The 25,218-nt window shown below is 39.9% G+C and carries 19 protein-coding genes; 3 read left to right on the forward strand and 16 right to left on the reverse strand.

What is annotated here, in order from left to right; translation table 11 throughout:
- Positions 1-22: 22 nt before the first annotated feature.
- Complete coding sequence (gene miaE, locus AB4140_RS08250; RefSeq protein WP_102476390.1) at positions 23-781, reverse strand: tRNA isopentenyl-2-thiomethyl-A-37 hydroxylase MiaE; 759 nt, start codon at positions 779-781, stop codon at positions 23-25.
- Between the two features lie 493 nt (positions 782-1,274).
- Between miaE and AB4140_RS08255 the strand changes: the two genes are divergently transcribed.
- Together AB4140_RS08255 and AB4140_RS08260 are read left to right on the forward strand one after the other, a co-directional pair.
- The gene (locus AB4140_RS08255) at positions 1,275-1,871 is read left to right on the forward strand and encodes a Yip1 family protein (protein ID WP_372000525.1); all 597 of its coding nucleotides are present in this window, start codon (positions 1,275-1,277) and stop codon (positions 1,869-1,871) included.
- Between the two features lie 86 nt (positions 1,872-1,957).
- Positions 1,958-3,016 carry a glucosaminidase domain-containing protein gene (locus AB4140_RS08260; RefSeq protein WP_303501655.1) on the forward strand — a complete coding sequence of 353 codons (1,059 nt, stop codon included), beginning with the start codon at positions 1,958-1,960 and terminating at the stop codon, positions 3,014-3,016.
- 88 nt (positions 3,017-3,104) lie between these two features.
- On the opposite strand, the gene glnS is transcribed toward AB4140_RS08260, so the two are convergent.
- From glnS to AB4140_RS08335, 15 genes are all read right to left on the reverse strand, one after another.
- The gene (glnS, locus tag AB4140_RS08265; protein ID WP_372000528.1) at positions 3,105-4,775 is read right to left on the reverse strand and encodes a glutamine--tRNA ligase; all 1,671 of its coding nucleotides are present in this window, start codon (positions 4,773-4,775) and stop codon (positions 3,105-3,107) included.
- Positions 4,776-4,929: 154 nt separating this feature from the next.
- On the reverse strand, positions 4,930-7,224 hold the full coding sequence (gene feoB, locus AB4140_RS08270; RefSeq protein WP_303459907.1) for a Fe(2+) transporter permease subunit FeoB: 2,295 nt from the start codon (positions 7,222-7,224) through the stop codon (positions 4,930-4,932).
- Positions 7,217-7,456, reverse strand: a complete 240-nt coding sequence (locus tag AB4140_RS08275; protein ID WP_076537007.1) for a FeoA family protein — start codon at positions 7,454-7,456, stop codon at positions 7,217-7,219. The genes feoB and AB4140_RS08275 overlap by 8 nt, the downstream gene beginning before the upstream one ends.
- A gap of 223 nt (positions 7,457-7,679) precedes the next feature.
- Positions 7,680-8,213: a GNAT family N-acetyltransferase gene (locus AB4140_RS08280; protein WP_372000531.1), complete on the reverse strand. Its 534-nt coding sequence runs from the start codon at positions 8,211-8,213 to the stop codon at positions 7,680-7,682.
- Between the two features lie 58 nt (positions 8,214-8,271).
- Complete coding sequence (locus tag AB4140_RS08285) at positions 8,272-8,550, reverse strand: peptidylprolyl isomerase (RefSeq protein ID WP_076537011.1); 279 nt, start codon at positions 8,548-8,550, stop codon at positions 8,272-8,274.
- A 117-nt stretch (positions 8,551-8,667) separates the two neighbouring features.
- Positions 8,668-10,494 carry a DUF885 family protein gene (locus tag AB4140_RS08290; protein WP_372000533.1) on the reverse strand — a complete coding sequence of 609 codons (1,827 nt, stop codon included), beginning with the start codon at positions 10,492-10,494 and terminating at the stop codon, positions 8,668-8,670.
- A gap of 203 nt (positions 10,495-10,697) precedes the next feature.
- Positions 10,698-11,948 (reverse strand): tetratricopeptide repeat protein, encoded by a 1,251-nt coding sequence (locus tag AB4140_RS08295; RefSeq protein WP_372000535.1) that lies wholly within the window; start codon positions 11,946-11,948, stop codon positions 10,698-10,700.
- Positions 11,948-12,568, reverse strand: a complete 621-nt coding sequence (locus AB4140_RS08300; protein ID WP_076537016.1) for an energy transducer TonB — start codon at positions 12,566-12,568, stop codon at positions 11,948-11,950. The genes AB4140_RS08295 and AB4140_RS08300 overlap by 1 nt, the downstream gene beginning before the upstream one ends.
- A 1-nt stretch (position 12,569) precedes the next feature.
- A complete protein-coding gene (locus tag AB4140_RS08305; protein WP_076537018.1) occupies positions 12,570-12,974 on the reverse strand; it encodes a biopolymer transporter ExbD in 405 nt (134 codons plus the stop codon).
- Positions 12,975-12,988: 14 nt separating this feature from the next.
- Positions 12,989-13,516 carry a MotA/TolQ/ExbB proton channel family protein gene (locus AB4140_RS08310; RefSeq protein WP_076537019.1) on the reverse strand — a complete coding sequence of 176 codons (528 nt, stop codon included), beginning with the start codon at positions 13,514-13,516 and terminating at the stop codon, positions 12,989-12,991.
- Complete coding sequence (locus AB4140_RS08315) at positions 13,516-14,871, reverse strand: MotA/TolQ/ExbB proton channel family protein (protein WP_102476363.1); 1,356 nt, start codon at positions 14,869-14,871, stop codon at positions 13,516-13,518. The genes AB4140_RS08310 and AB4140_RS08315 overlap by 1 nt, the downstream gene beginning before the upstream one ends.
- Entirely contained in the window at positions 14,871-15,653 is a 783-nt protein-coding gene (locus AB4140_RS08320; RefSeq protein WP_102436074.1) for a DUF3450 domain-containing protein, read from the reverse strand. Before AB4140_RS08320 ends, AB4140_RS08315 begins: the two co-directional genes overlap by 1 nt.
- Before the next feature lie 358 nt (positions 15,654-16,011).
- Positions 16,012-18,780, reverse strand: a complete 2,769-nt coding sequence (locus AB4140_RS08325; RefSeq protein ID WP_303459900.1) for a TonB-dependent receptor — start codon at positions 18,778-18,780, stop codon at positions 16,012-16,014.
- A gap of 449 nt (positions 18,781-19,229) precedes the next feature.
- Positions 19,230-20,414, reverse strand: coding sequence for a porin (locus tag AB4140_RS08330; protein ID WP_303501649.1), 1,185 nt, complete (start codon positions 20,412-20,414; stop codon positions 19,230-19,232).
- Positions 20,415-20,639: 225 nt separating this feature from the next.
- Entirely contained in the window at positions 20,640-23,030 is a 2,391-nt protein-coding gene (locus AB4140_RS08335; RefSeq protein ID WP_372000539.1) for a DNA polymerase II, read from the reverse strand.
- Between the two features lie 108 nt (positions 23,031-23,138).
- Between AB4140_RS08335 and dinG the strand changes: the two genes are divergently transcribed.
- The gene (gene dinG / locus AB4140_RS08340; protein WP_102436084.1) at positions 23,139-25,214 is read left to right on the forward strand and encodes an ATP-dependent DNA helicase DinG; all 2,076 of its coding nucleotides are present in this window, start codon (positions 23,139-23,141) and stop codon (positions 25,212-25,214) included.
- Positions 25,215-25,218: the final 4 nt, after the last annotated feature.

Below are 25,218 nucleotides of genomic sequence, written 5' to 3' on the forward strand. Positions count from 1 at the left end.
CAAATACCGCAAGGATATAGTGTTAATTGGGTAAACCACTGTGGAATTTAAAATCGGTATCTGGGGTTAAAATAAGCTCAGCTTCAACCTCGGTCAAAAACCTTACTCTGTCACTAATATCTTTATCCGATACTAACTCGGCCAACGTCAGGTAATCTTGGTAGTGACGAGCTTCAGAGCGAAGTAGCGATACGTAGAATTTACTTAATTCTTCATCCAGATGCGGTGCAAGTTTGGCAAAACGTTCACAAGATCTGGCCTCAATTAGTGCACCAATAATTAACTTATCGACTAATGCATCTGGCTCGAAGGTTTTAACATGTTTCAGTAAGCCTTTGGCATAACGTCCGGCCTCTATTAGCTCATACTGTACCTGTTTTTTTTCCATCAACTCCATTACTTGATAGAAATGATGTAATTCTTCTTTGATCAGCAATACCATTTTATCAACTAACTCTTGACCATAAACACAGCCTTCACGCACTGTGATTTGTTTGCTGACGTTACTTTTTCCTTTAAGAGAGGCTAAATCGCCGACCTTTTTATAAGCAAACTCTTCGTATGGCTTTATCCATTGGGATAACTGCTCAGCACTGGGTTTATCCACCGCGTATTTCCTAATTAAAAACATCGCGCTTTGGGCGGCTTTTAACTCACAAATCATATGATCACGAAGAATGATGGATAAGTTTTCAGGCTTGCTGGCCATTTCAATCCACTTATCAGGTGTTTCACAATTTAAAAAAGAGTAAATCGGCTCAAGTAAACCCTGCTCATACATCATTGAAGTACCACTAAATATTTTATGTGGCGCCATTGTATTAAAAAAATGAAACAGATACGACAACCCATCTGCATATTCTAAGATTGCATTAAGCAGCAAATAGATATTTAACAATCATCAACTAAGTTCCATTAACGTCGAATATTTACATATAAATCGACAATCTAAAGAGAAAAATACTGCATGAGCTAACTTCTGATGAGCTTATTAGCTTTTTATACTAATAAAACAACAATAGCACTTGACGAATGGCCGCTAATGTTCAATAAATAGTCTATACATCTGCGTAACAATAGTTGCTTAAGTTGTATTTCAATCACCTTTAATGGATAAGCTTCGATAGGGATGAAGTTATTACTTAAACGGCTCACTAGTAACGAGTGCATTAAGTATGTGTAGGACTGATTAAGGCGATTGATATATGGGGCTATGATCAGTTCGTCTGAAGTTTGGCGAGCTATGTATGAAATGCTAAACAAGGATAATAACAATGATATTGAATCACCTAATGGGGCTATACACTCATCCGAAACAAGAGTGGCAAACAATTGAACGTAATCACGAGGCAGTTAAAAGCAGCCTTAGTCATATCTTACTTATCGCCTTAATTCCTGCTGTGTGCAGTTTTGTAGCAACCGCTTATATAGGCTGGCATCCTGCTAACGGCGAGCTACTATTTCTCACTCCACAAAGCGCCATGTTCATGTCAGTGAGTATGTACTTTGGCCTCATTGCTGGCGTATTTGCACTGGCATATTTATCTTATTGGATGGCAAAAACCTTTGATGCCGCACCAACCTTCACTCAAGCACTTGAGTTAGCCGCCTATACCGCTACACCATTATTTATGGTCGGCATATCAGCGCTATACCCTGTGTTATGGTTTATGATGTTAGTGGGCCTTGCAGGCTTAGCCTACTCAGTATATCTACTTTATGCTGGTGTCCCCATCATTATGAATATCCCTGAAGAAAAAGGCTTTATTTACGCAAGTTCAGTCGTTACTGCAGGTTTAGTGCTATTGGTCGGATTAATGGGCACTAGCGTTATATTATGGAGCTTAGGCTTAGGACCTATGATGCAGTAAATGTTTTTGTACTATATTTAAAAGGCGCTTTCGCGCCTTTTTTGTTATGGCTCGGCCCATAAAGTGAGTTTGAACTAAGGTGATATATGACCCAAAATACCTATCAAAAAATCCTTTTTGTATTGCTGCTTCTAGCGGGTTTATTTGCCATCAACTACTGGGTTAAGTCATCCACTACAGAAAATGAGACTGATACTACTGGTACAAACGCGACTAAATCTCCAACAGCAACAATTGAGCCAGATGTTAATCATCAATATATAGATGCCGCAAACAACAAACTCACAACTAAAAAACCGCAAACCAAGGCCTCAACAGAGATTATTTTAAACTCGCTCGATCAATTAATTGAATTATTCGACTCGTTAAATTACAACAAACAAAGCTGGGATGCCGGTGTAAGGGAAGTACCTCGATTAACCTTTGATAGCGTGAGTGAGAATTGGCAAAAAACCTCAAATGAGATCCCTGTACAGGTTAAGAAAATGGTTTTTTTCAGATTAATGGCGCCATTAATATTACTCAGTAATGAAAATATTATTTTAGAGCGAAAATGGGTGAAACAGGCTGAGCTAACCGATAACAAGCTTATTGATATCGCAACAAAATACAAGGTCATCCCCGATAAGCAAACACCATTAACTCAAGATTTGCGAAAACAACTGCTTAAGCGCGTAGACATCATGCCGCCGTCATTAGTGCTAGCCCAAGCGGCTGAAGAAAGCGGCTGGGCGACATCGCGATTTACCGTTGAAGGTAACGCCTTTTTTGGCCAGTGGGATTTCAGTGGCAACGGCATGGCTCCTAAAAAGCAAAGAACAGAGTTAGGCAATTACGGTTTAGCACGATTTAATACTCCGCAAGCATCCGTTGAGGGCTATATGCTAAATATCAATACCCATGCAGCCTACCTTAAACTGAGACAAATGAGACAGCAATTACGTTATGAGAAAGAACCGATAACAGGCCTTAAATTAGTCACCACTTTAGATAAATATTCCGAACGTGGCCAAGCCTATATTGATAGTATCCAGCAGATGATCCGTTACAACAAACTTGATCAAGTGGACGCCGCCTATTTAAGTGATGGTGCGCCAATACACTTAATTTCCGCAAATAACCAAGCCAGTTCTACTGATGATTAACCAAAAAAATGCCAGAACAATATTGTTCTGGCATTTTTATTAACTGACTTAGGGATAAACTACCCCCAGTAAAAGCTACAGGTAAACTTTAAGCAAAAGAATCACGTAGTGCCACAGTTAAGTTAAACACTAAAGCCTCTTTTGATGAATCCTTGTTATCAGCGCAGAAGTAACCTTCACGTTCAAACTGGTACGCTTTTTCTGCCACTGCATTGGCTAAGCTTGCTTCAGCGACACCCTTAAGCACAGTTAAAGAGTCATCGCTTAACACTTCGTCTAAGGTTTCAAAAGCTGCTGGAGACGCTTCAGTAAATAAACGGTGGTATAAACGAAATTCAGCCGGTTTGCCCGTTGTCGCTTCAACCCAATGAATAACACCTTTAACTTTGCGGCCATCACTTGGGTTCTTACCCAATGTTTCATTGTCGTAAGTACAATAAACCGTGGTGACATTACCGTCTTCATCTTGATCAAAACGTTCAGCTTTAATCACATAAGCATTACGTAAACGAACTTCTTTACCAAGTACTAAACGCTTAAAATGCTTATTAGCAGACTCTTTAAAGTCTTCGGCATCGATGAATAACTCTTTACCAAATGCAATTTCGCGGGTACCCATTTCAGGTTTATTCGGATGCATTGGGGCATTAATTATTTCAGGTGTATCCGACGGGTAGTTTTCAATTACCACTTTAATCGGTCTTAACACAGCCATGGCACGAGGTGCATTTTCGTTGAGCTCTTCACGAATACACGCATCAAGCACGCCACCTTCAATAAGGTTTTCTTGCTTTGTAACACCGATACGTTGGCAGAATTCACGAATAGACGCCGGAGTATAACCGCGACGGCGTAAACCTGCGATAGTTGGCATACGAGGATCATCCCAACCAGACACGATTTCACGCGTTACTAAATCGTTCAATTTACGTTTCGACATCATGGTGTATTCAAGGTTAAGTCTTGAAAATTCATACTGACGTGTACGGTTTGGTTGATTAAAATCATCTAAATGATCTAAGACCCAATCATACAAACGACGGTTGTCTTGGAACTCTAAAGTACATAACGAATGAGTGATGTTTTCAATCGCATCTGAAATACAGTGAGTAAAGTCGTACATTGGGTAAATGCACCACTTATCGCCTGTTTGATGATGGTGAGCAAAACGAATACGGTAAATAACCGGATCACGCATACACATGAATGGTGAAGCCATATCGATTTTAGCCCGCAGTGCACACTCACCCTCTTTGAATTCACCTGCACGCATTTTTTCAAATAGGTTCAAGTTTTCTTCAACTGAGGTATCACGGTAAGGGCTATTTTTACCAGGTGCTTTTAATGTGCCACGGTACTCGCGTGTTTCTTCAGCATTTAAGAAGCACACATAAGCTAAACCTTTTGAGATTAGCTCAACCGCATATTGATGTAATTGATCGAAGTAATTCGAAGAATAACGAACTTCACCTGACCATTTAAAGCCTAACCAACGTACATCATCCTGAATAGAATGAACATAATCGATGTCTTCCTTTTCAGGGTTAGTATCATCAAAACGTAAGTTACATTGACCTTGATAATCTTGTGCTATGCCAAAATTTAAACAAATAGACTTTGCATGGCCAATGTGTAAAAAACCATTTGGCTCTGGCGGAAAACGGGTTTGCACACTGGTGTGTTTACCACTTTTTAAGTCTTCATCAATAATATTACGAATGAAGTTACTTGGACGTACTTCGTTGTCCACTTGGCTCATGGAGTTCCTCTTGGTGCACGATGGTGAAATTTATGACCTTTGATGATCCTACAGATTTACGCGAGTTACAATGCCTGTTTGCTAAAAATAACCCTCAAAAAACAAAAAACCAGCATTTCGTAAAATGCTGGTTTTAATTTGAACACAAAATCTCTTATTCAGTGATGATTTTAATTCCTGGGATAATCTGTTGACTCTTTTTACCTTGCTTTTTAAGCCAGAAATAAAAGCCCACTAGCGCAATAGAAAAGAATGAAATCCACCCGATAGATTGCACTGGATGCTTAGCAATGTTGGCACCTTGATATACTACCGTTGCACTGCCATAAGCTAATGCAAAGGTCCATAGCGCAGCAAATCGAGCCCACTTAGCACCAAACTCATTCACTAATGCGCCCATTGCCGCAACACAAGGCGTGTATAGCAAGATGAAGAGCAAATATGAGAATGCTGCAATTTTGGTTGTGAAACCAGCTTGCAGTGCACTGAATGTTGAACTATCAACTTCAAGCTCTGCAGCGGCTTCTTCTAAATTTTCGACATTTCCAACATCAATTGATAAAGGATCTTCAGGGGCAATACCCAATAAGTTTTCAGGGATAGTACTTAATGCCTCAGAAAAACTTTCAGACAGACTCGCTAACTCTTCATCTTCGCCTGCTGGCGTGGCATATAAGCTGTTTAATGTGCCAACAACCGCCTCTTTTGCAAAAATACCAGTGATAATACCTACTGTTGCAGGCCAGTTATCTTGCTCTACACCCATTGGTGAGAAAAATGGTGTTACTTTTTGGCTTAATACACTTAGTACTGACTCGTTACTGTCTTCATGGCCGAAACTACCATCGGTACCAATTGCATTGACAAAATTCAGTAGCGTCACCACGATAACAATGGTTTTACCGGCACCTAAAATAAAACTTTTAGTACGTTTAACTGTGCGAGAGAAAACCGCTTTCGCTTTTGGCATTTCATAACTAGGCAGTTCCATCACTACCGCGCTGCTTGAACCTGGCAATACTGTGCTGCGAAGTAATAAACCGGTACCAATAGCAGCAAAAATACCAATGATATACAGTAAAAATACTAAGTTTTGACCTGAATCAGGAAAGAACGCCGCAGCAAATAGAGCATAAACAGGAAGACGAGCACCACATGACATAAAGGGCGCCATCATGCCGGTAACGATTCTTTCGCGCTCACTACCTAAAGTGCGTGTTGCCATAATGGCAGGTACAGAACAACCAAAACCGACAATCATTGGTACAAACGCTTTGCCGGGTAGACCAATGCGTCTCATTAATCCATCAACGACAAATGCAGCACGAGACATGTAACCCGATGCTTCAAGTACTGATAAAGCAAGAAATAGTGCTGCAATAACCGGTATAAAGGTGGCCACTGTTTGAATGCCCTGACCGATACCGCCAGCAATAATTGTCACTAACCATTCTGGAGCACCAATTGTGGTTAACAATGCACCTAAATGATCGACAAAAATAGCCCCTGCTGTAATATCAAAAAAGTCGATAAACGAGCTACCAACATTGATACTGAACATGAACATTAAATACATCACTAACAAAAACACCGGAACACCGAGTGCTGGATGTAAAATCAATTTATCAAGCTTGTCACTAGTGCTTTCAAAGTCACCCACTTCAACAGATTGGCTAAATACCGTCTCAACAAAATCAAAACGGGTGGTTGCCACTAACACTTCAACGTCTGTTCCTGATTGTTCCGCAATTTTAGTACAATCATTAACAACATCTTTTAAGCTAGTATTATTACATTTTCCACAGCCATTACCGTTACCAAGCATAGCAAGTGCTCGGCCGCGACTTAGATCGCTAGCATGTTGTTGCAGAGTTTGCACGCCCGCTTCAATACGCTCATCATAATTAAGCATTAAAGCAGACTCTGAGATTTCGCCTTTGAGTAACTTTAAGACTTGATCTTGAACCTGTTTAACATCGTTTAGTTCTCGTGAACAAACGGCAATAACAGGGCAACCAAGCTCTGCAGACATTTTCTTAAGGTTGACTTCGATACCTAATTTTTTAGCCGCATCGATTTTATTCAACACCACAACCATTGGAATACCCAGCTCTCTTAATTGAACTGTGAGGTAAAGATGTCGCTCGATATTGGTTGCGTCCACAAGATTGATGATGCCATCAATTCTTTGTTCGGCGAGATATTGCTGGGCGATTTGTTCATCTAAAGAACAGTCACAGCTATTTCCTGCCGGTAATAAATCATAAATACCTGGTAAATCCGTCAAATGGATATTGGTGTTATCAAGAGTGAAATAACCGGTTTTCTTTTCTACCGTTACGCCAGACCAATTACCCACCTGCTGATTAGAGCCCGTTAATGCATTAAACAGCGTTGACTTGCCTGCATTGGGATTACCTACGGTGACGCAATGAAATTCTTTAGTCATTTGTTTTTACTACCTCAATAACATCCGCTAAATCACGGCGCATACATAAACGGCTACCACGTAAATCTAATTCAACTCCTGAACCCATCGGCGCTCTGCGTAACATTTTAAATGACGTATGAGGAGTGATGCCCATAGAGAGTAATTTACGCTTTACTGTTTGAGGTAAAGAGAGTTGGCCAACCTCTGCAATCTTAGCGCTATCGCCGGGATTGAGTTCACTAAGCTTCATAAAGCAGTTACCTTGGGATTATAAATATGAATTACACTAATTTTATATGAGCTAACTAAGCAAAACCTTTACCTAGATCATGTTTTACGAGTGCAAACGAGAATGGTTTTCAATTGTATTGTCAATTATGTGATAAAAGCCCAAAAGAAAATAGTGCTTTGAGTATTATATTTTGATAACGGCTAAATTGGCTGCTTATATGAGGTGTTTGTTTACTTAAATGTTAACGAGTGTCTTGAGTAAGTAGGCCAAAAGTAAATTCATCATGCCAATCGGGGCCTATTTTATAATTTTGTCTTAAGCAGCCTTCATTAATAAAACCACAAGCCGTCATTACCTTGGCTGAAGCGAGATTGTTAGTTGAACAGATACCAATATACTTGTGGACCCCAAATTGATGGATCCCCCAATCAATAACTGCGTTTAAGCTTTCAGTAGCGTAACCTTGACCGGACATCTCAGGTGCTATGATATAACCTACCTCAGCGCGCCTTAGCAAGGCATCATCACAATGAAAACCTGTAAAACCAATAAAAGCACCGGTGTGAATATCTTCAATTACTAACGTTAACCACTCTCCTAAATCAAACTCCCACGGTGCAAGTCTTGAATTAAATTTCTGTTTAATGGCTAACTCAGTCATTGGCTCACAGATATATTGGATGACATCAGGATTTTGATGCAGGCGGTTAAAACTTTCCCAATCCTCCTTGATTAAGGTTCTAATTTTTAATCTGTCAGTATATAACGCAATCATTAAGTGGTGACCTCCAATAAAAAAGGCAGCCTAAGCTGCCTTAATCAACATAAGGCGTTTAGCCTCTGCTGGTTACTTCTAATAAATGGTAACCAAATTGAGTTTTAACTGGGCCTTGTACTTCATTTAAAGGCGCGCTAAATACGACTTCATCAAACTCACGAACCATCATACCTGGACCGAAAGAGCCAAGTTCTCCACCTTGTGCACCTGATGGACATGATGAATGGGCTTTAGCAATTTCAGCGAAGTCTGCACCTGCTATGATTTGCTGCTTAAGCGTTTCACATTGTTCTTCAGAACTCACAAGAAGATGCCTAGCTGTTGCCTGTACCATTTATAGCTCCTTTGGCAGTTGATGCCATTAATTAGTCATTTTTTTATAAAAAATAAAAGGGAGCATAAATTGCTCCCTTGTTACTCAGATTACATTTACTAAACTATCAGTTATTGGTTATTTTGCCAATTCGGATTCAATCCAGCGGGCAATTTTTTTCTCCATGACTGCCATAGGTAACGAACCGGTTGTTAAAATTTGATCATGAAAGCCCTTAAGATCAAATTTATCACTAAGCTGGGCTTCAGCATCAGCACGTAATCTTAAAATAGTCAGCTGACCAATTTTGTAAGATAACGCCTGACCAGGGATAGCCATATAACGTTCTACTTCCGCAATAATGTCAGACTCTGCCATTGGCGAGTTGTCCTTCATATACTGAATAGCTTGCTCACGGCTCCAGCCTTTAGCATGTAAGCCAGTATCAACCACCAACCGCATTGCACGGAGCATTTCATCAGATAGCTTACCAAAGTACTGATAAGGATCGCTGAATAAGCCCATTTCGATGCCTAAGTACTCAGCATATAATGCCCAGCCTTCTTCAAATGCAGTATAACCTTGGAAACGTTGGAACTCAGGAATACCGGTTAACTCTTGTTTAATGGCAATTTGAAAGTGATGCCCAGGCGCGGCTTCATGTAAAGAAAGCGTTGTCATGCCCCACTTAGGCTGTGCTTTTAAATTAAAGGTATTAATATAAAACACACCAGGACGTGAGCCATCTACCGCAGGAGATTGATAAGAAGCCCCTGCTGCTGATTTTTCTCTAAAGCTTTCAACAGGTTTAACAACATAATCAGCTTTTGGCATCACGTTAAAGTATTTAGGTAACTCTTTATTGATGTCATCTTTTAGTGCCATATAGCCATCAATTAAGCCTTGGCGCTCACTAAAGAAATATTCTGGATCACTTGAAAGTGATGCGAAGAAAGCGCTTAAATCACCTTCAAAGCCAACTTGTTCACGTACTGTATCCATTTCAGTTAAAATGCGTTTTACTTCTGAAAGACCAATTTGATGAATTTCATCAACCGGCATTTTAGTGGTGGTATGACTATTTGCTAGCGTTTGATACCACTCTTTACCATTAGGTAATCCCCACCAACCATCAGAAGCTCTTGCGTAGGAAAGATAACTATCTTTAAAATAATTTCTTAAATCTGTTAAAGCTGGAATTAACTGAGATTGAATAAGCTTACTGTACTCTGCTGTTAATTGAGTCTTATCTTGCTCACTAAAGTCTTCAGGCATGATATTAATTGGTGCATAAAATAAGCTTTGCTTAGCCTCTTTAACCAATTGAGCATCTAACTGCGGGATAATACGTTCAACCAAGACTTTAGGTAACACAACTTTACTGGCGATCCCCTCATCCATTCTTGCTTGAGCCAGGCCTATCCAATTGATAAAACCTGCAAGACGACCTAACCAGTTGTTATAATCTTCAACGGTGTTAAAAGGCTGGGCACTTTCACCACTGCCCAATTGGATCATGCTGATAACCGTACTGTAAAACTGATTCATTGGCATAAAATGCTCAGGATACGACTCGGCAACAAGATCCATATGACGGTCATACATGAACATATCAAAGCTTAATTGTAAATCTGCAGGAAGTTCATTTGCATTAATTGATTTTGCTCGTTTTAGAAACTGGCTATTAAGTTCATGTCTTTGTTTTAGATAAGCTTCAGTTAATGAACCACCAAACTCTGCGTTATAATCATTAACCCCAACATACGTTGCATAGATGGGTTCTAACGCCAATAACGCTTTAAAGTAATCATCCGCCAGAGCGTTGTAAGCTTGTGCCTCTGTCTGTGAATTTTCTTGAGCAACTTCGGTGTTAGCAGTGTTGGCGTTTTTTGGATTAGATTGTTCACTGCATGCTTGAAGCGATAATAAAGAAGCAATAGCAACGGTCAGTAATGTTTTTTTCATCATCAGTTCCCTGTCTTGGCCACAAAAGTACAGGCCGTAAAAGTAAGATTTATCTTTTTAATTATGATTTACAATGTATAGCAAATAGTTATGTTTAGTTAGCAAAGAATTGTAACCGCAATTAACAACCCATACTGATTATACCGGTGAACACCACTCAAAAAAAAAGCCCCATTAAAGGGGCTTTTTTAAAATCAACAAGATTATAAAGTAATGTTGTTGATTCGAGCTTTTTCTTTGATATAAGAAATATAGCTGTTAGCGCTGCGCTTCGTTTTGCTGTGTTTAGCAGCACGATTTGCTCGCTTATAAGCAGACTTATATTGCTTCAAGCTTAAATGGGCTAAAGTTAACTCAAGTTCAGCTTCACCTGGCTCATCTAAACCAACAGCAAGTGCTTTTTCAAACACAGGTATTGCCGCTTTTGCTTCTTCTGCGATAGCTAGAATTTTACCTTGTTTTAGATATAATTCAGCATCACCAGATAATTCCGCAGCTTGGCCATATAATTTGGCTGCTTGCTTAAAGTTTTTAGCATTATGGTAAAAACCAGCTAAGATTTTAATCGACTTTTCAGTCTCTTTAATCAAACCAGATTTCATATGTTTTTCATAAAGCTTAGCAGCGTTATACGGCGCACCATTTTGCGACATAAGTTGTGCTAGACGAGTAATGTTACCATCAGACTCTAGAAAACCATTTTTATAAGCTAAATCATAAGTGGCTAATGACTTGGTATAATCTTCAGTCATCAAATAAAATTGCGCTAACTGTACCCATAAACGTTTATCGTCTTGGAACAGCGGTACCATAATTTCGAGTACCTTTACCGCTTCTTTATACTTCTTTTGATTGAAGTATGCAGTTAATTTCATTTGATAAAGGCCTTTATCAGGCTTCGCTACTAGAGAAAGTCCTTTATCGGCAACTTCAAGTACTTTATCCCACTGCTTAAGTTCGCTGTATGCAATACCGATACGACGGTATACAACAGGGTCGACTTTACAAGTAAAGTCCATCCACTTGTAGTAGTAAGGAATAGCGTCTTTAAACTTCTTTTCTTGTAGTAATAAGTCAGCATACAAACGTAATGTTGCTGCGTGATCTGTACCACCAAGAATGTCAGCATCTACTGCTGTTTTTAAATACTTGATTGACGTTGCCATTTGACCTTTTTCAGCATAGAAAGAACCGATCATTCGTCCTATATACGCTGCATCAAAATCATTTTTGGTATTCACTTCAAGCAAAATTTCAATTGCTTGGTCCAAACGTCCTTCTGTGTATTCTTCGAAAGCTTTTTGAACTTTCTTACCAGCACTAGCACCAACTGCACGAGATTGACGCTCATCAATTGGACATTTTTCAGCTGCTTGAGCAGTTGAAACTGTGAGTAGCGAACTACCACACAAAGTTAGTAGCAACGCACTAGCGATTTTATTTACTTTACGCATTATCTACCTCCTTTATCCAATGTGAAATCAAGTTGTACAGTCATACCAGGAACCTTCATAGCCTTACCATCAATGATTTTAGGCTTGTATTTCCATTTCTTTAACGCACGAACTGCTTCGCGGTCAAAAATACGTTTAGGTTCTGCTTTAATAACTTTAACGTCTTCGATGCCACCTAATTCGTTGATGGTAAATGAAAGTTGTACATAACCTTCTTTACCATCACGTGCTGCAGCAATTGGGTATTGAGGATCAATACGTACAATTGGTGTTGCATCACCGTCACGTGTCATCATGTTACCAAGTTTAAAACCTGTGCTAGCACCGCCAGCGACAACACCACTCATGTTAAATGCCATATTCGTATCAATATCTGATGACGTATCTGGCGGAGTAGTATCCGGTTTCGGTGGTTGCTCAGGTGGTGCTGGTGGCTTAGGTTTAACCCTAGGCTTATCCTGCACTTTCGTATCCTGCTTATCCATACTGATCTCAATAATAGGAGAATCAGTTGAAGTGTCGGCGCGTTTAGCGCCGCCACCGACCAAGAAGGCCATGAAGACAAACAGGGCGAAAGTAACAGCAGCACCAACTATGAGTGATACTATTGCTCTCAGCATATTAGTCTTTCCCCGCTGAAATCGAGATTTTGTCGATACCCGCTTTCTTTACGTTGTCCATAACCTTAACTACAAGGCCATGTTCTGCTTCTTGGTCTGCTTCGATTAATACAGCCGCTTCTGGTGCTTCAGCTAACATACGCTCTACGTTCGCTGTTACACGCTCGATGTCAACCTGACGGTTTTCCATCTTAATTACGCCTGTCTTACTCACACCAATAAAGATGTTTGCAGATTTTTGTTGTGTCGCTGTAGAAGCTTCAGGTTTCTTATAATCAAGACCTGATGGCTTAATGAACGAAGTCGTCACAATAAAGAAGATCAACATGATAAACACGATGTCGAGCATCGGAGTCATATCTACTTGTGCTTCTTCTTCTACACTAAAATGCTTTTTACGTGCCATTTTCAATACTCTCTCTAGTGGTGTGGCAAGCTATCTTTTAGCTTTTCGAGACTAATTTTCAATTTTGCATCTAATCGAGTGCTAAAAAATACACCTGATAGTGCTGCTACCATTCCTGCCATTGTCGGCATGGTTGCCATTGAAATACCAGCCGCCATCATACGAGCGTTACTCGTACCATGAACTGCCATCACATCGAACACTGCTATCATTCCGGTTACGGTACCTAGTAGACCAATCATTGGACAAATGGCTACTAATGTTTTGATAAGCAGCATACGAGCATTCATATCTTGCTTAGCTTGGGACACCCAAGCTTCACGGATACGGTGTGCATACCAAGAGGTTGAATCCTCTCTATTATTCCATGCGTTGATAATCGCTTTATGCTCTTTTGGTGCAGTTAAATTGATATACCAAAAACGCTCAAGCATTAACACCCACATTAGAAATAGCACTGCCGCTACCAACCAGAGGATATCTCCTCCGGTGGCCATGAAGCCCCTGACAGAGTCCCAAACATCCATCAGGATTAGCATCATTAGTCAGCCCTCTTCTCAGCGTGCTCTGCAATGATACCAGCGCTTTGTTCTTCAAGAACTTGAACTACTGACTTGCTACGAGCGATAACAACTGCGTGCATAAGCATTAGAGGAAGTGCAGCAACAAGACCTTGTACCGTTGTCATCAATGCCATAGAGATACCACCTGCCATTAGACGTGGATCACCAGTACCGAACAATTGAATTGTTTGGAAGGTTGCAATCATACCGGTTACTGTACCAAGTAGACCCATCATAGGCGCGATAGCTGCTAGAACTTTAATGATTGAAATACGTGCTTCTAGAGCTGGCGTTTCTTTCAAAATAGCTTCATCAAGTTTAAGTTCAAGCGTTTCAACATCAACGTCTTTGTTTTCTTGATAAACTTTAAGTACACGACCTAATGCGTTATTACCTGGGTTTGCAGTATCTTTACGTTGAGCTTTAACTTTAGCACCAACAATATAAAGAGTAACTAAACGCTCAATTGAAATTAGCGCACCAAGAACAAGTAAACCGATGATGATGTAACCAATTGGTCCACCCGCTTCAATACGCTCTTCGATTGTCGCTTTTTGAGTGAATACACTTAGTAACACACCACGTGCAGGGTCAACAAACAGCTTTTCATAGCCAGAAGTCGCACTTGTAAATGACTTAACACTTGATACTTGTGCACTACCTGGTTGCTGTGAAAGCTCTTGGATTAGACCAAGGTCAGCGTTGTAAACAACGTATTTGCCATCAGCAAGTAAGTTATATGCACCAACACGAGTAACTGTAGTATTAGTAACACCGCCATCTAAACCTGTTACATCAGCATCGAAAGTAACAACTTTACCAGATTCGACCATTTCAAAAAGTTGAGCTTCCCAGAATTGTTCTAGCTCATTAATTTTTGGAAGTTCTTTACGAGCACCAAGTTCTGCAATAAATGCATCACGGCCAGGGAACTGTGCAGTAATGTTAGAACCAACTAACTTACCAGCAAAGTCACCTGCTTCACCTTTAACAACACCGAACATTTCGCCTAAGTCACCAGAAGCAATCTTACGATCTTCTTCTAATTGTGCGATTTTACGTTCGTTATCAGTAAATGCTTGCGCTAGATCTTTACCACGTTGTCTTTCAGCTGCAAGCGCTGATTTTTCACGTTTAAGAAGAGCAGCTTTATCGCCACGCTCATTTAAGAACTCTGCTTCACGCTTCTTATTGGTTTTAGTCGCATTAGCACGGTCTGTTTGAACTTGCTTTAATAGTTGTTCAATCGTTTTTGGTGCATCTGCAGCGCTAACCATACCTGATGTTAGTGACAGAGTTGCAGCAACGATTGCTGTAGTAATAAACTTTTTCATTATTGTGCAGCCTCCGCAGCAGGGATTGGTAAGGCGAATAGATCAGGAGCACCTTGACCACGAGCCTGTTTAATAGCTTTGCTTAAGTTACGAAGATAGCTATCTTCTAACACATCCCAACCTTTAGTTTCTGCGTTATACATCCAAGCTGACTTTTGGTCTTGGCTTTGAGCGTATAGGCTTACACGACCGAAGTTTAAGAAATCAACTAGAATTTCTTTACCATCAATTTGTAATTGACCAGTTTCTGCAATTAACTTAGAACCATATTCACGTTCAATGTTATACGCATCTAAGATCAAGCGGTACTTTTCAGCAAGTGTTACTTCAGCGCTATTTAATGTATCTTTTAAGCGTTGAACACGAGCTTCACGAGCGTCTTTGTTAAATGGTAAGTCTAAAGCGATAAATTGCTCTAAAGCGTCTACCATTTTAAACATTAAAGGAACAACACCTTGTCTAAGAGCATCAACACCGTCGATATCGTCTTGGATAAGTTTCATTGTCGCCTGTTGGTCTGCAACCAATCCGGCAACATAGTCATTGTATGATTTTAAAGATTCGCGTTCGTCAGCAACTGAGCCATACTCAAAAAGCATGTCTTGTGCTTGATCAAAATACTTATCAACTTTGTTTTGCGACGCAGCAGCATCAGCATGAATTTTGCCGTCTGCTTTTTGTACGTCACTTAGAGGATCTGCAATCACGAAGTTGCTGCTAGCTAATGCAAGCGCGCCAACAAGTGCAGTAGCGATTTTTGTTCTATTGCTTACCTTGGACATAGTTCCCAACCAATTTATAGTGAATTAGAAAGCTTTAACTCGAAAGCAACAACTGCGATTTTATTGTTAACCGATGTTGCACTCACTAAGTGTATCTTTCTCTTGTGATTGTTAGTTTTTTCTTCCCTATTCTATACCCGCTAAGGCATAGACCCGCTCGCATCATTTCACAAAATGTTGACCTGTGTCAACAATTGAGGACATCAAAAACTAGTAAAAAGGAGAGTTAACAAGGCGAATCTGTTTGAAAGAGTATTAATTGAACATTTGATTTTAGTTTAATGAGTAAATCTTAAACAATTGCATAAAAAAATGCCCGTTACTTACGTAACAGGCATTTTGTGTCCAAAACTATTAATTAAAATGCATATGAACCAGATAAGTAGTAAGTACGACCGTAAGAGTCAGTATAACGTGGATCATAACCTACCTGATGTCCTGCACCGCCTGAACGTAAGCTCAGTGATGGCTGTTTATCTAATAAATTATTAATACCAAATACTACGCTTGCGTGATCGGTGATATTCCAACGTGATTGATAATCAAGTTTGGTATAAGAGCCCACTGATAGTTGTACATCTTGACAGTCACCAAAGGCATCATTTTCTGTTACGCTACAGACTTCTTTAGATTGAAATTGATCTAAATAGCCTGAACGATAGTTAAAGGTAAAGTTATGATAAAAATCATCATGCTCATATCCCGCTTGTAACTGACTAACGACGCGGAATGTTACTGCATTATTATCACCAAACTTACCTAAACTTGAAATATAATCATCGGTAGTACCTGGACGAGTATACTCACTTTCAATGGTGTAAGTTCCGGTCAAGCCAAAGTGAACTGTACCGTAAGAAAGATCTGTAGCACTATTAAAATGCCAATCAAGACCTGAGTTTTTAGATTTACCTACGTTCACGTTAGCTTGCAAAATAGCTAACTCATCTATGCCTGTTGCGGTATTTGTTTTATAAGTAAATAAATCATAATACTTTTCAGGTTCAGCAAAAATCTGTGCTTCAGTTAAAGAAGTAACAACATCTTCCATTTCAACTGCCCAGTAATCAAGTCCAAAACTAAATTGGTTAGATGGAGCATATACAAAGCCTGCAGAGTACTGAGAAGATGTTTCAGATTTTAGACCTGGGTTGCCTTGTGAAAATACATTATATTGCTGAGAACCAGGCTTACACCAAGCTTCTTTTGCATCTCCAGTACCTTCAAATGGACATTGGTAATTACCACCAGTTACACCTGCTTCTGCACGTGGTTGACCGATTGCTAACATTGATGGCGCTTTAAAGCCAGTGCCATAAGATGCGCGTATTAGTAAGTCTTCAGTTGCTTGCCAGCGGCCGCTTAACTTATAAGTAACATCATCATCGCTATCATTTATGGTTCCGCCATTTAGATTATCATCTACTGCACCAATGTTGTCATAACGTAAAGAACCGGTGATATCGAATGTATCTGTTAATGGAACATTTAATTCAGCAAAAGCACCATATACTTCTCTAGACATAGAGTAAGGTTGATCAGCACTTAAGAATAGTAAGATAGATTCTTGGTTTGCATCAGATAGCGAATAATCATAATCATAGGTTCTATAATCTGCACCTGCAGCAAAGTACGCATCATTACCATTAACTTCAAATACTGGCATTGATAGTTTAAAATCAAGAGCATTCATGACTGTCTTAGAATTAGACCAATCACCACTGTAAACAATACCTGCAGCATCTACTTCTTCTTGAGTTACTGTACCTGCAGGAGCAAAGATATCAATTGCGCCACTTTCTACAGCATCAACAAATTTAGACTCAATTAACCAACCTGTTGGGTAGTTTTGATCCGTATCATTCACTGAGTATGTATAAGCTGCGTCAAAATCAATATTGTCACCAATAGTGCCTTCTAAGCCAGCAACAAGATGAGTAGATTTAGTGTTCCACTCAGTTGTACGATTTCCTGCTGGCAATGCACGCCAAACACCTAATCCAAAATCAACATCCTCTGGATTGTAACCCGCAGGTAAATTAGGAGTAAAATATTGATCAAATAACGGACTGTCTGTTGAAATCAGTACGCCACCAGATGGATATGGTGCGATACGAGTTGTCATTGAATAATCTGAATAAGTACCTTCTACAAAACCAGTTAAATTATCGGTAATTGCAAAATCAGCTTTTAATAAGAAACTATCACGCTCTGACTCAGGTTGAATTTCAATAGTCGTTGTATAATCGAACCAGCACCAATCACCAATAGATGATGTATTTTCTGCACAAACACCAGTTTCATTGCGATTTGGGTTAAAATCTTGAGTTGTACCATCAGCAAAGTAAAAACGACCATTTCCTGGTATTGCATTTGGTGAGCCGTTAAAGAAAAATAAATCTTTACCTTTGCTCTCAAACTCAATCATGCCAGTTTTTGCGAAGTCACGGTCTGTAGCTTTTAGTTGCTCTTTGCTATCATGGCTATACGATAACATTACGTTAAAGCCATCAGTGTCAATATCACCAAAACCAGTCGTGATACTACCATTCCAGCCCGAACCACCGTCTTCTTCAGGTAGTGAGTAACGACCTGTGATTGTGGTTTCGTTTACATTATCTTTTAATACGAAATTTACAACGCCAGCAATAGCATCTGAACCATATAATGCTGATGCACCATCAGTTAACACATCTACGCGTGCGATTGCACTTAATGGTATTGAGTTCAAGTCGATAGTACTTCCTGAACCACGTGGCGCCATACGGCGTCCATTTAATAACACTAGCGTATATGCTTCACCAAGATCATGTATCGAAGCAGTACTAGTACCGCCACCACTACCACCAACTGAATCAGATGTAGTCGTAAAGCCTTGCATTGCAGGTAATTGCTGCATTAAATCAGCAACATTGTCTACACCTGTGCGTGCAATATCCTCTGCTGTCAGCACTGTAACGGGCAATGAACCTTCCATGTCTGTGCGTTTAATTGCAGAACCTGTTACTTGAATACGTTCTACTTTTTCGCCTTCTTCAGCAGCGAATGCTACTGGTGAACTAAGTGCTGCCGCAGCGGCACCGCTAATCATTGCTAGACGCACTGATTTAGCTAATAAATTCTTATGCATTGTCAATCTCCCTGGACTTGTGTCTTTCTTATTGTTCCAACCTTATTAATTTAGGTTGGTTAACGAAGTTGAACATCGCTCAACCACATTTCGTATGCAATAAAATCACAAATAAAACATTAATTCAACATATGTTTCATTAATATCGGGTCAGTTAACATGTTTAGAATGGTTATTTCGTCCACAAAAACATACAAAAATAGAGAATTAAACTACACAGCCACCTTAAGCCTCTGTATTTAATAGCATTTAAAAATAACAAATAACAATTTAAAATGTTGCAGAATTGTTCCGATCGGCTATTTTATACCCACAACAATAAATAGATATGTGGTCAAATGACCTTCGAGACTTACAATTAATTAACAAGCAGACGGTCGCTATGAATTTTAAAGCAAAAAAAACACCCCTTTCGGAGTGTTTTAATGGGTAGTTGTTAAATTTTAATTTTATAAAATGTAACGAATACCGAAGCCAATGCCATCATCTTCACTGATCTTCATTTTGTCTTCGTTTGTTCCGCGGAAATCACTGCTGTCGATACGACCTTCAAAATAAAGGATAGTGTTTGTATCCCAGATATAATGAATACCTGCTGTAGTGAACTGACGCTTAAATACTTCACCTTCATCAGCGCCTAATACGTTATCAGCATCTAGCATGTTGTATGCTAAGAAAACACGGATGTTGTTGTCAAAACGATATGATACTAATGACTCAACACCTTTAGAACTTTCGATCATACGGCCAATGTTATCTGTGTCATGAAATTTATTTTCATTGTAGTTAGCAGAGAAATAAATACCTTCTGCATCCCAGTTACCATAAGTTACGCTTAAGCCGTAAATTTCATCACGCTCTTCAATGCGGGTGCCGTTCTCTAATTCACCTTCAAATTTACCCGTGTTGTAACCAATACCAACAGATAATTCATCAGTAAATTGATACATAGCCGATAAACCGAAGGTATTACCGTATTCTACAGTACCTAGTGACTCTTCATCACTAATACTTGGTGCATCAGAAAAACCATCTACGTTCTCATCTTCGTAAATAACGAATTCATTTTGCTTTAACTGTACTTGCGCACCAAAACTGAATTTATCAAACGAGTTACGGTATTGAATGGTTTTATCACCACGGCCTACACCGTTAATAGCGCCATCAGCTTTATTGTATGTGTATACACCTGCAGCATTACCATCCCATACGATAGGGTAGTTTGTTCCGGCAACAACGTCGTACCAAACACCCCATTGCTTACCTAGGCTGATTGAGCCGTAAGTATCATTTGATACGCCAACGTAACCTAAACGGTTATTTAGAAAGTCATCGCTTTGTGATTCAAATTGACTACCAGCACTATAAACGATTTCACTGTTACCGAATGGGTTAACACCCCACTCGAATTTAGCAAAGGTTGCCCAACCATCATTCATTTGACGATCAAAGGCGAAGTTAATACGTGATGCGCCATTGACGATTTCAGTTTCACCTTGGCCACTATAAATACGTGCATCGATGAAACCACCAATAGCAACAGAGTTTTTCTCATCTTTATAGATTTCGATAGCAGAAGCTGTTGGTACAAACATAACTGCTGCAAGTGTTGATGCGATTAAAGTCTTTTTCATCGAGCTAAACCTTCCCATTTCATTTTCATCATTAATTATTTTAAATAATCTATTTGCATAGAATTTTTCCATTAACTGAAGGCTAGCATGATGAATTAGCATGAAACAAAGAGATAAATCGATTAAATATCATAATAAACTAAATAAGCACATTGCAAAGCACAAACCACTACCAAAAGACATAAAAATGATAACGTATCACCATAAATTACACAGCCAGCAACATTAAAGTAACAACATCTGATTGCTCACAAGACTATCAAAACTGTCACCTTTGAGCCCTAATACTGGTTCTGCAATGGGCTCGATTTGTTTATCAAGGTAATATTGGTAATCAATTGATTCATTGGTTGCTTCTATAGGTTGCGCACCATTCAGAGTCATCCTGTAAGCGATCATGGTGCCTCTTTTACCAAGCTCCGAATTACCTGTTATTTGACATAGACGCGTTGCGGCTTTCACATGTGGTGAAGATTTAGCCGTATAATCTTCAATGTTACGCTTTAGGCGTTTTCTAAAAATTAGTTCATCATCAAATGAGCCATTTTGAAGCTCCTTAATTTGCTTTAACAAGTAGCCTCTAACGTCCCCTTGGGTAAATAATAACAAGTATAAATGATATTGCATTCTTCTGGCTAAAGGGCTCCAATCACTTCTGACTTGCTCCATGCCTTTAAAGGTCAGTGCTAATTGTCCCTCCTTGTCAGTGGTTGCCCCTACATAGCGTTTTTTACTGCCAGCATCTGAGCCTCTTAATGTCGGCATGACAAATTGATTAAAGTGACTTTCAAATTCAAGTTCCAAATAACTTTTTAACTGAAACTTGGTAGCACAAAAATCGGCCCATTTTTGGGTAATTTCCTGTGCCAGCATATGACCTAACTGACTAATATCGTCTATTTGATGCTTTTCTCCTAACCACACAAAGGTAGAGTCGGTATCACCATAAATCACCTTATAACCCAACTCTTCAATCCAAGCTTTGGTTTGCTTCATGATTTGATGGCCACGCATGGTAATCGAGCTTGCAAGCTTGGCATCATGGAACACACAGCCTCTAGAGCCCAATACGCCATATAAAGAGTTCATGATTATTTTAATGGCTTGGGACAGAGGTTGGTTGTTAAGTTGTTTGGCTTGCTCACGCTGCTGCGCGAGTGTTGCGATTAGCTCTGGCAATATGGGGTTGTCTCTGCTAAATCTTGCATTGAGAAAACCCGGCACAGTCACTTCGTCAGGCTGCTGTTCGCCCACCACCAAGCCTTTGGGATCAATCAAAAACGTTCTAATAATTGATGGATAAAGGCTTTTAAAGTCCAACACTAAAACATCTTTGTAAAAACCCGGGATAGAATCCATCACATAGCCACCAGGAGATTCAAGTCCATCACTAACTGGGTGAGCAGGGGCAACAAAACCGCTTCGATGTAAGTGCGGTAGGTATAAATTATTAAAAGCAGCAACAGATGCGCCAACGCGGCCAAATTCTAAGCCGGTTAGTTTGGCCCGTTCAATGGCAAAAGCCAGCAACTGGGTTTTATCAAAAATATCCCATACTAGGCGGCAATCGGTAATATTATAAAACGCCAATGCGACTTTATCATGGGCAAACAAATGACAGATTTCTTGGCTGCGATTATCAACATGGTCAATAGCCTTGCCTTCATTTAGTAATTGTTGCGATACGTGCTCTAATGAATAGCGTTCAAAATGATAGAATGCCGCTTTAATCCAATCGATGCCATCTAGCACCACTCGCCCCGGTAAAGATAAGGTTTCAGGGCGATGCTTATCTTCAACCTTCCAGCTTAATACCGTCGCCCCACGACCAATGGTTAACGGTATCGAATGTAACTGACAACGTTTATACAATAGTGACAAATCAAAAGTGACGACCGCCCAGCCAATAATGACATCAGGATCATATTCGGCAAACCAAACAATTAATCGCTTAATAAGCTCAACTTCGGTAACCACCCACTGAATATAGTGCTCTGACTCTTGAGGCTGTCCCACCATAATGACTAATTGATAATCTTGCCCATATAAGCCAACTGAATATAACTCGCCGCTAGGGCTACATTCGAAATCCAACGAAATCATAGAAAGCGAGATGTCATTATCGCTTTTTCTTGCTTTTACAGCTTGGTACACCGGCAATTGACTTAAGCTGGTATTCTGACTGTTACATAAATCAGCCTCTAAACTAGATTGCCCGATAAACTCAACATCAAAGGCAATAAAGCGTTCTATCAAATATCGCTGCTCTGCCCTAATATCTGCCTCATAAATCTCAATCCCCATATCATTGGCAATCCGCAATAACTGCCTTTGTACACTGGCTGACTTTAAATAAATACAGGCGATAGCTTGGTGATTAAAGTTTTTAAGCGCGATAGTTTCGATTCTGCAACCTTGATGAATATGTCCTGCGAGTTTTGGTATATCTATTTGACGGCAAAAACACACTACTTCAGCCCCGTCCACTTCTATCAGCACAGGGCCAGATCTCGTTTTTAAATAATATTGCAATATAAGTCGACCATCACGAAAAGCTGAATGCCGCGTCAACACTCGCCCTTTGATAGAAGTCACCTTATTTACGCTTACTGTCATAGTTTTTGGCTCGATTAAATATTTCGTGCAGTTCAATTCACTGTTATTATGTACAGCATATAACAGCGAACACATAAACAGTAAGCAAAGAATGCGAATAGGTCACTCATGTTAACGGATAAAGTCAAAAGTCAGATCCGCACTATCTATAAAGATATCGCGGCGGCAATGCCAAATTTTCGCTCTCGCCGTGAGCAAAACTATATGGTGGCTGAAATATCTAAAACACTGGCCGGTGAATATGACAAACACCGTCGCATTATGGTTTGTGAAGCCGGCACCGGTATTGGTAAATCCTTATCCTATATTCTTGGCACGATTCCGTTAGCCATTGCCAGCAAGAAAAAAGTCTGTATAGCAACGGCAACCGTAGCATTACAAGAGCAATTACTGCATAAAGATTTACCCTTCTTTTTGCAACAGTCTGGGGTAGACTTTAAATTTGGTTTAGTCAAAGGCCGTCAGCGCTATGTTTGCTTAGCAAAGCTTGAAGCCATGATTGGCCCCGAAGACACCTCACAAATGGCGATGTGGCAGACAAAGCCTGATCAAAGCCAGATTGACCAACTCAAAAAAATCCATAAAGATTACCAAGATAAAAAGTGGAACGGTGAAATCGACACTTTAGAGCAACCTGTTCCTGACTTTTTATGGCAGCAAATATGCTGTGATAAACACAGCTGCCATCGTCAGTTATCCAATCATCATAACTGCCCTTTTCATAAAGCCCGTGAAGATGTCGAAACCTGGGACGTACTCATTGTTAACCACAGTTTGTTATTTGCCGACTTAGAACTGGGCGGCGGCGTTATTTTACCAGAGCCTGAAGAGATGTTTTATGTCATCGATGAGGCGCATCATCTGCCAACAGTTGCCAGAGATTTCTCCAGCGCCCAAGCAAGTCTTCGCGGCACAGCTGATTGGCTAGAAAAGGCAGGTAAAACCTGCTCTAAATTACAAAACCAATTAAAAACCACTCATATTATTGCACCAGTGCAAGCGATGCTAGATCACATTAATGAGCTGGTTAGCCAGCTTAATCAAGTGGCACATTTTTGTGATACCCAGCCGCAGCTCTTTGCCAACCCAGAAACCCGTTTAAGATTTGAAAATGGCAAATTACCAGAGTCATTACTCATACAGGCCGAAAACTTAGCTTCAGCATCGAATTCTGCATTAAAGCAATTTAATAAAATTCAAACCGTTTTAAGTGAAGCGATAAAAGATGGTGAGTTACCTAAACATCAATCAGAAACAGTGCTTTCAGAAGCAGGCTTTATTTCCCAGCGTTTAGAAAACTTGCATAAATTATGGAAAATGCTCGCTAAAGAAGACTCAAAAAAAGGTGCGCCCATGGCGCGCTGGGCTGAACTGATCACAGGTAAACAACAGGATTATTTATTTTGTGCTTCTCCTATTGAAGTGGGTTTCATGCTCGAATCTATGCTGTGGCAAAAAGCCGCAGGTGTTGTATTGTGCAGCGCAACACTGCGGGCGCTGAATAATTTTAATCATTTTGCCCATCAAGTCGGGTTATCATTAAATGATGGCAGCCGCTTTTTGGCGTTACTATCGCCATTTGATTATCAAAATAATGCCACATTATTTATTCCTCAAATGAAGAATGAGCCTACAGATGAAGCCTTTACCGATGAGCTTGCAGAGCAGATATTGGCATTAGTTGAAGATGAAATGGCAACATTGGTGCTGTTTGCCTCTTATTGGCAAATGGAAAAGGTGACAGATCAAATTATTGGTAAAATGCCTAAAGAGCAGTTATTTGTTCAAGGAACTATGCCAAGACAACAGGTGCTAACTCAACATAAAGCCCGTTGTGATGCCGGAAAAGCCAGTATTATCTTTGGCACAGGCAGTTTTTCAGAAGGATTAGATTTACCTGGGGATTACCTTACCAACCTGATTGTCACCAAACTGCCCTTTGCAGTGCCGACATCACCAGTTGAACAAGCACATGCGGAATATATAAAAAGCAAAGGTGGCAACCCTTTCCTACAATTAACCATTCCAGATGCGTCACGTAAATTAATCCAAAGTTGTGGTAGATTACTGCGCAAAGAAGACGATTATGGCCGAGTGACTATTTTAGACCGCCGCCTAATTACCAAGCGTTACGGTAAATCATTACTCGATGCCCTACCGCCATTTCGTAAAGTTATTGAATAGGTAT

It is taken from the genome of Shewanella sp. 10N.286.51.B2, assembly GCF_041469265.1.
Lineage (GTDB): Bacteria > Pseudomonadota > Gammaproteobacteria > Enterobacterales > Shewanellaceae > Shewanella.

Excerpts from the sequence above, each read along its gene's own strand:
- miaE (WP_102476390.1), bottom strand. The coding sequence starts at position 781 with ATGTATGAGCAGGGTTTACTTGAGCCGATTTACTCTTTTTTAAATTGT.
- AB4140_RS08255 (WP_372000525.1), top strand. The coding sequence starts at position 1,275 with ATGATATTGAATCACCTAATGGGGCTATACACTCATCCGAAACAAGAG.
- AB4140_RS08260 (WP_303501655.1), top strand. The coding sequence starts at position 1,958 with ATGACCCAAAATACCTATCAAAAAATCCTTTTTGTATTGCTGCTTCTA.
- glnS (WP_372000528.1), bottom strand. The coding sequence starts at position 4,775 with ATGAGCCAAGTGGACAACGAAGTACGTCCAAGTAACTTCATTCGTAAT.
- feoB (WP_303459907.1), bottom strand. The coding sequence starts at position 7,224 with ATGACTAAAGAATTTCATTGCGTCACCGTAGGTAATCCCAATGCAGGC.
- AB4140_RS08275 (WP_076537007.1), bottom strand. The coding sequence starts at position 7,456 with ATGAAGCTTAGTGAACTCAATCCCGGCGATAGCGCTAAGATTGCAGAG.
- AB4140_RS08280 (WP_372000531.1), bottom strand. The coding sequence starts at position 8,213 with ATGATTGCGTTATATACTGACAGATTAAAAATTAGAACCTTAATCAAG.
- AB4140_RS08285 (WP_076537011.1), bottom strand. The coding sequence starts at position 8,550 with ATGGTACAGGCAACAGCTAGGCATCTTCTTGTGAGTTCTGAAGAACAA.
- AB4140_RS08290 (WP_372000533.1), bottom strand. The coding sequence starts at position 10,494 with ATGAAAAAAACATTACTGACCGTTGCTATTGCTTCTTTATTATCGCTT.
- AB4140_RS08295 (WP_372000535.1), bottom strand. The coding sequence starts at position 11,948 with ATGCGTAAAGTAAATAAAATCGCTAGTGCGTTGCTACTAACTTTGTGT.
- AB4140_RS08300 (WP_076537016.1), bottom strand. The coding sequence starts at position 12,568 with ATGCTGAGAGCAATAGTATCACTCATAGTTGGTGCTGCTGTTACTTTC.
- AB4140_RS08305 (WP_076537018.1), bottom strand. The coding sequence starts at position 12,974 with ATGGCACGTAAAAAGCATTTTAGTGTAGAAGAAGAAGCACAAGTAGAT.
- AB4140_RS08310 (WP_076537019.1), bottom strand. The coding sequence starts at position 13,516 with ATGATGCTAATCCTGATGGATGTTTGGGACTCTGTCAGGGGCTTCATG.
- AB4140_RS08315 (WP_102476363.1), bottom strand. The coding sequence starts at position 14,871 with ATGAAAAAGTTTATTACTACAGCAATCGTTGCTGCAACTCTGTCACTA.
- AB4140_RS08320 (WP_102436074.1), bottom strand. The coding sequence starts at position 15,653 with ATGTCCAAGGTAAGCAATAGAACAAAAATCGCTACTGCACTTGTTGGC.
- AB4140_RS08325 (WP_303459900.1), bottom strand. The coding sequence starts at position 18,780 with ATGCATAAGAATTTATTAGCTAAATCAGTGCGTCTAGCAATGATTAGC.
- AB4140_RS08330 (WP_303501649.1), bottom strand. The coding sequence starts at position 20,414 with ATGAAAAAGACTTTAATCGCATCAACACTTGCAGCAGTTATGTTTGTA.
- AB4140_RS08335 (WP_372000539.1), bottom strand. The coding sequence starts at position 23,030 with ATGACAGTAAGCGTAAATAAGGTGACTTCTATCAAAGGGCGAGTGTTG.
- dinG (WP_102436084.1), top strand. The coding sequence starts at position 23,139 with ATGTTAACGGATAAAGTCAAAAGTCAGATCCGCACTATCTATAAAGAT.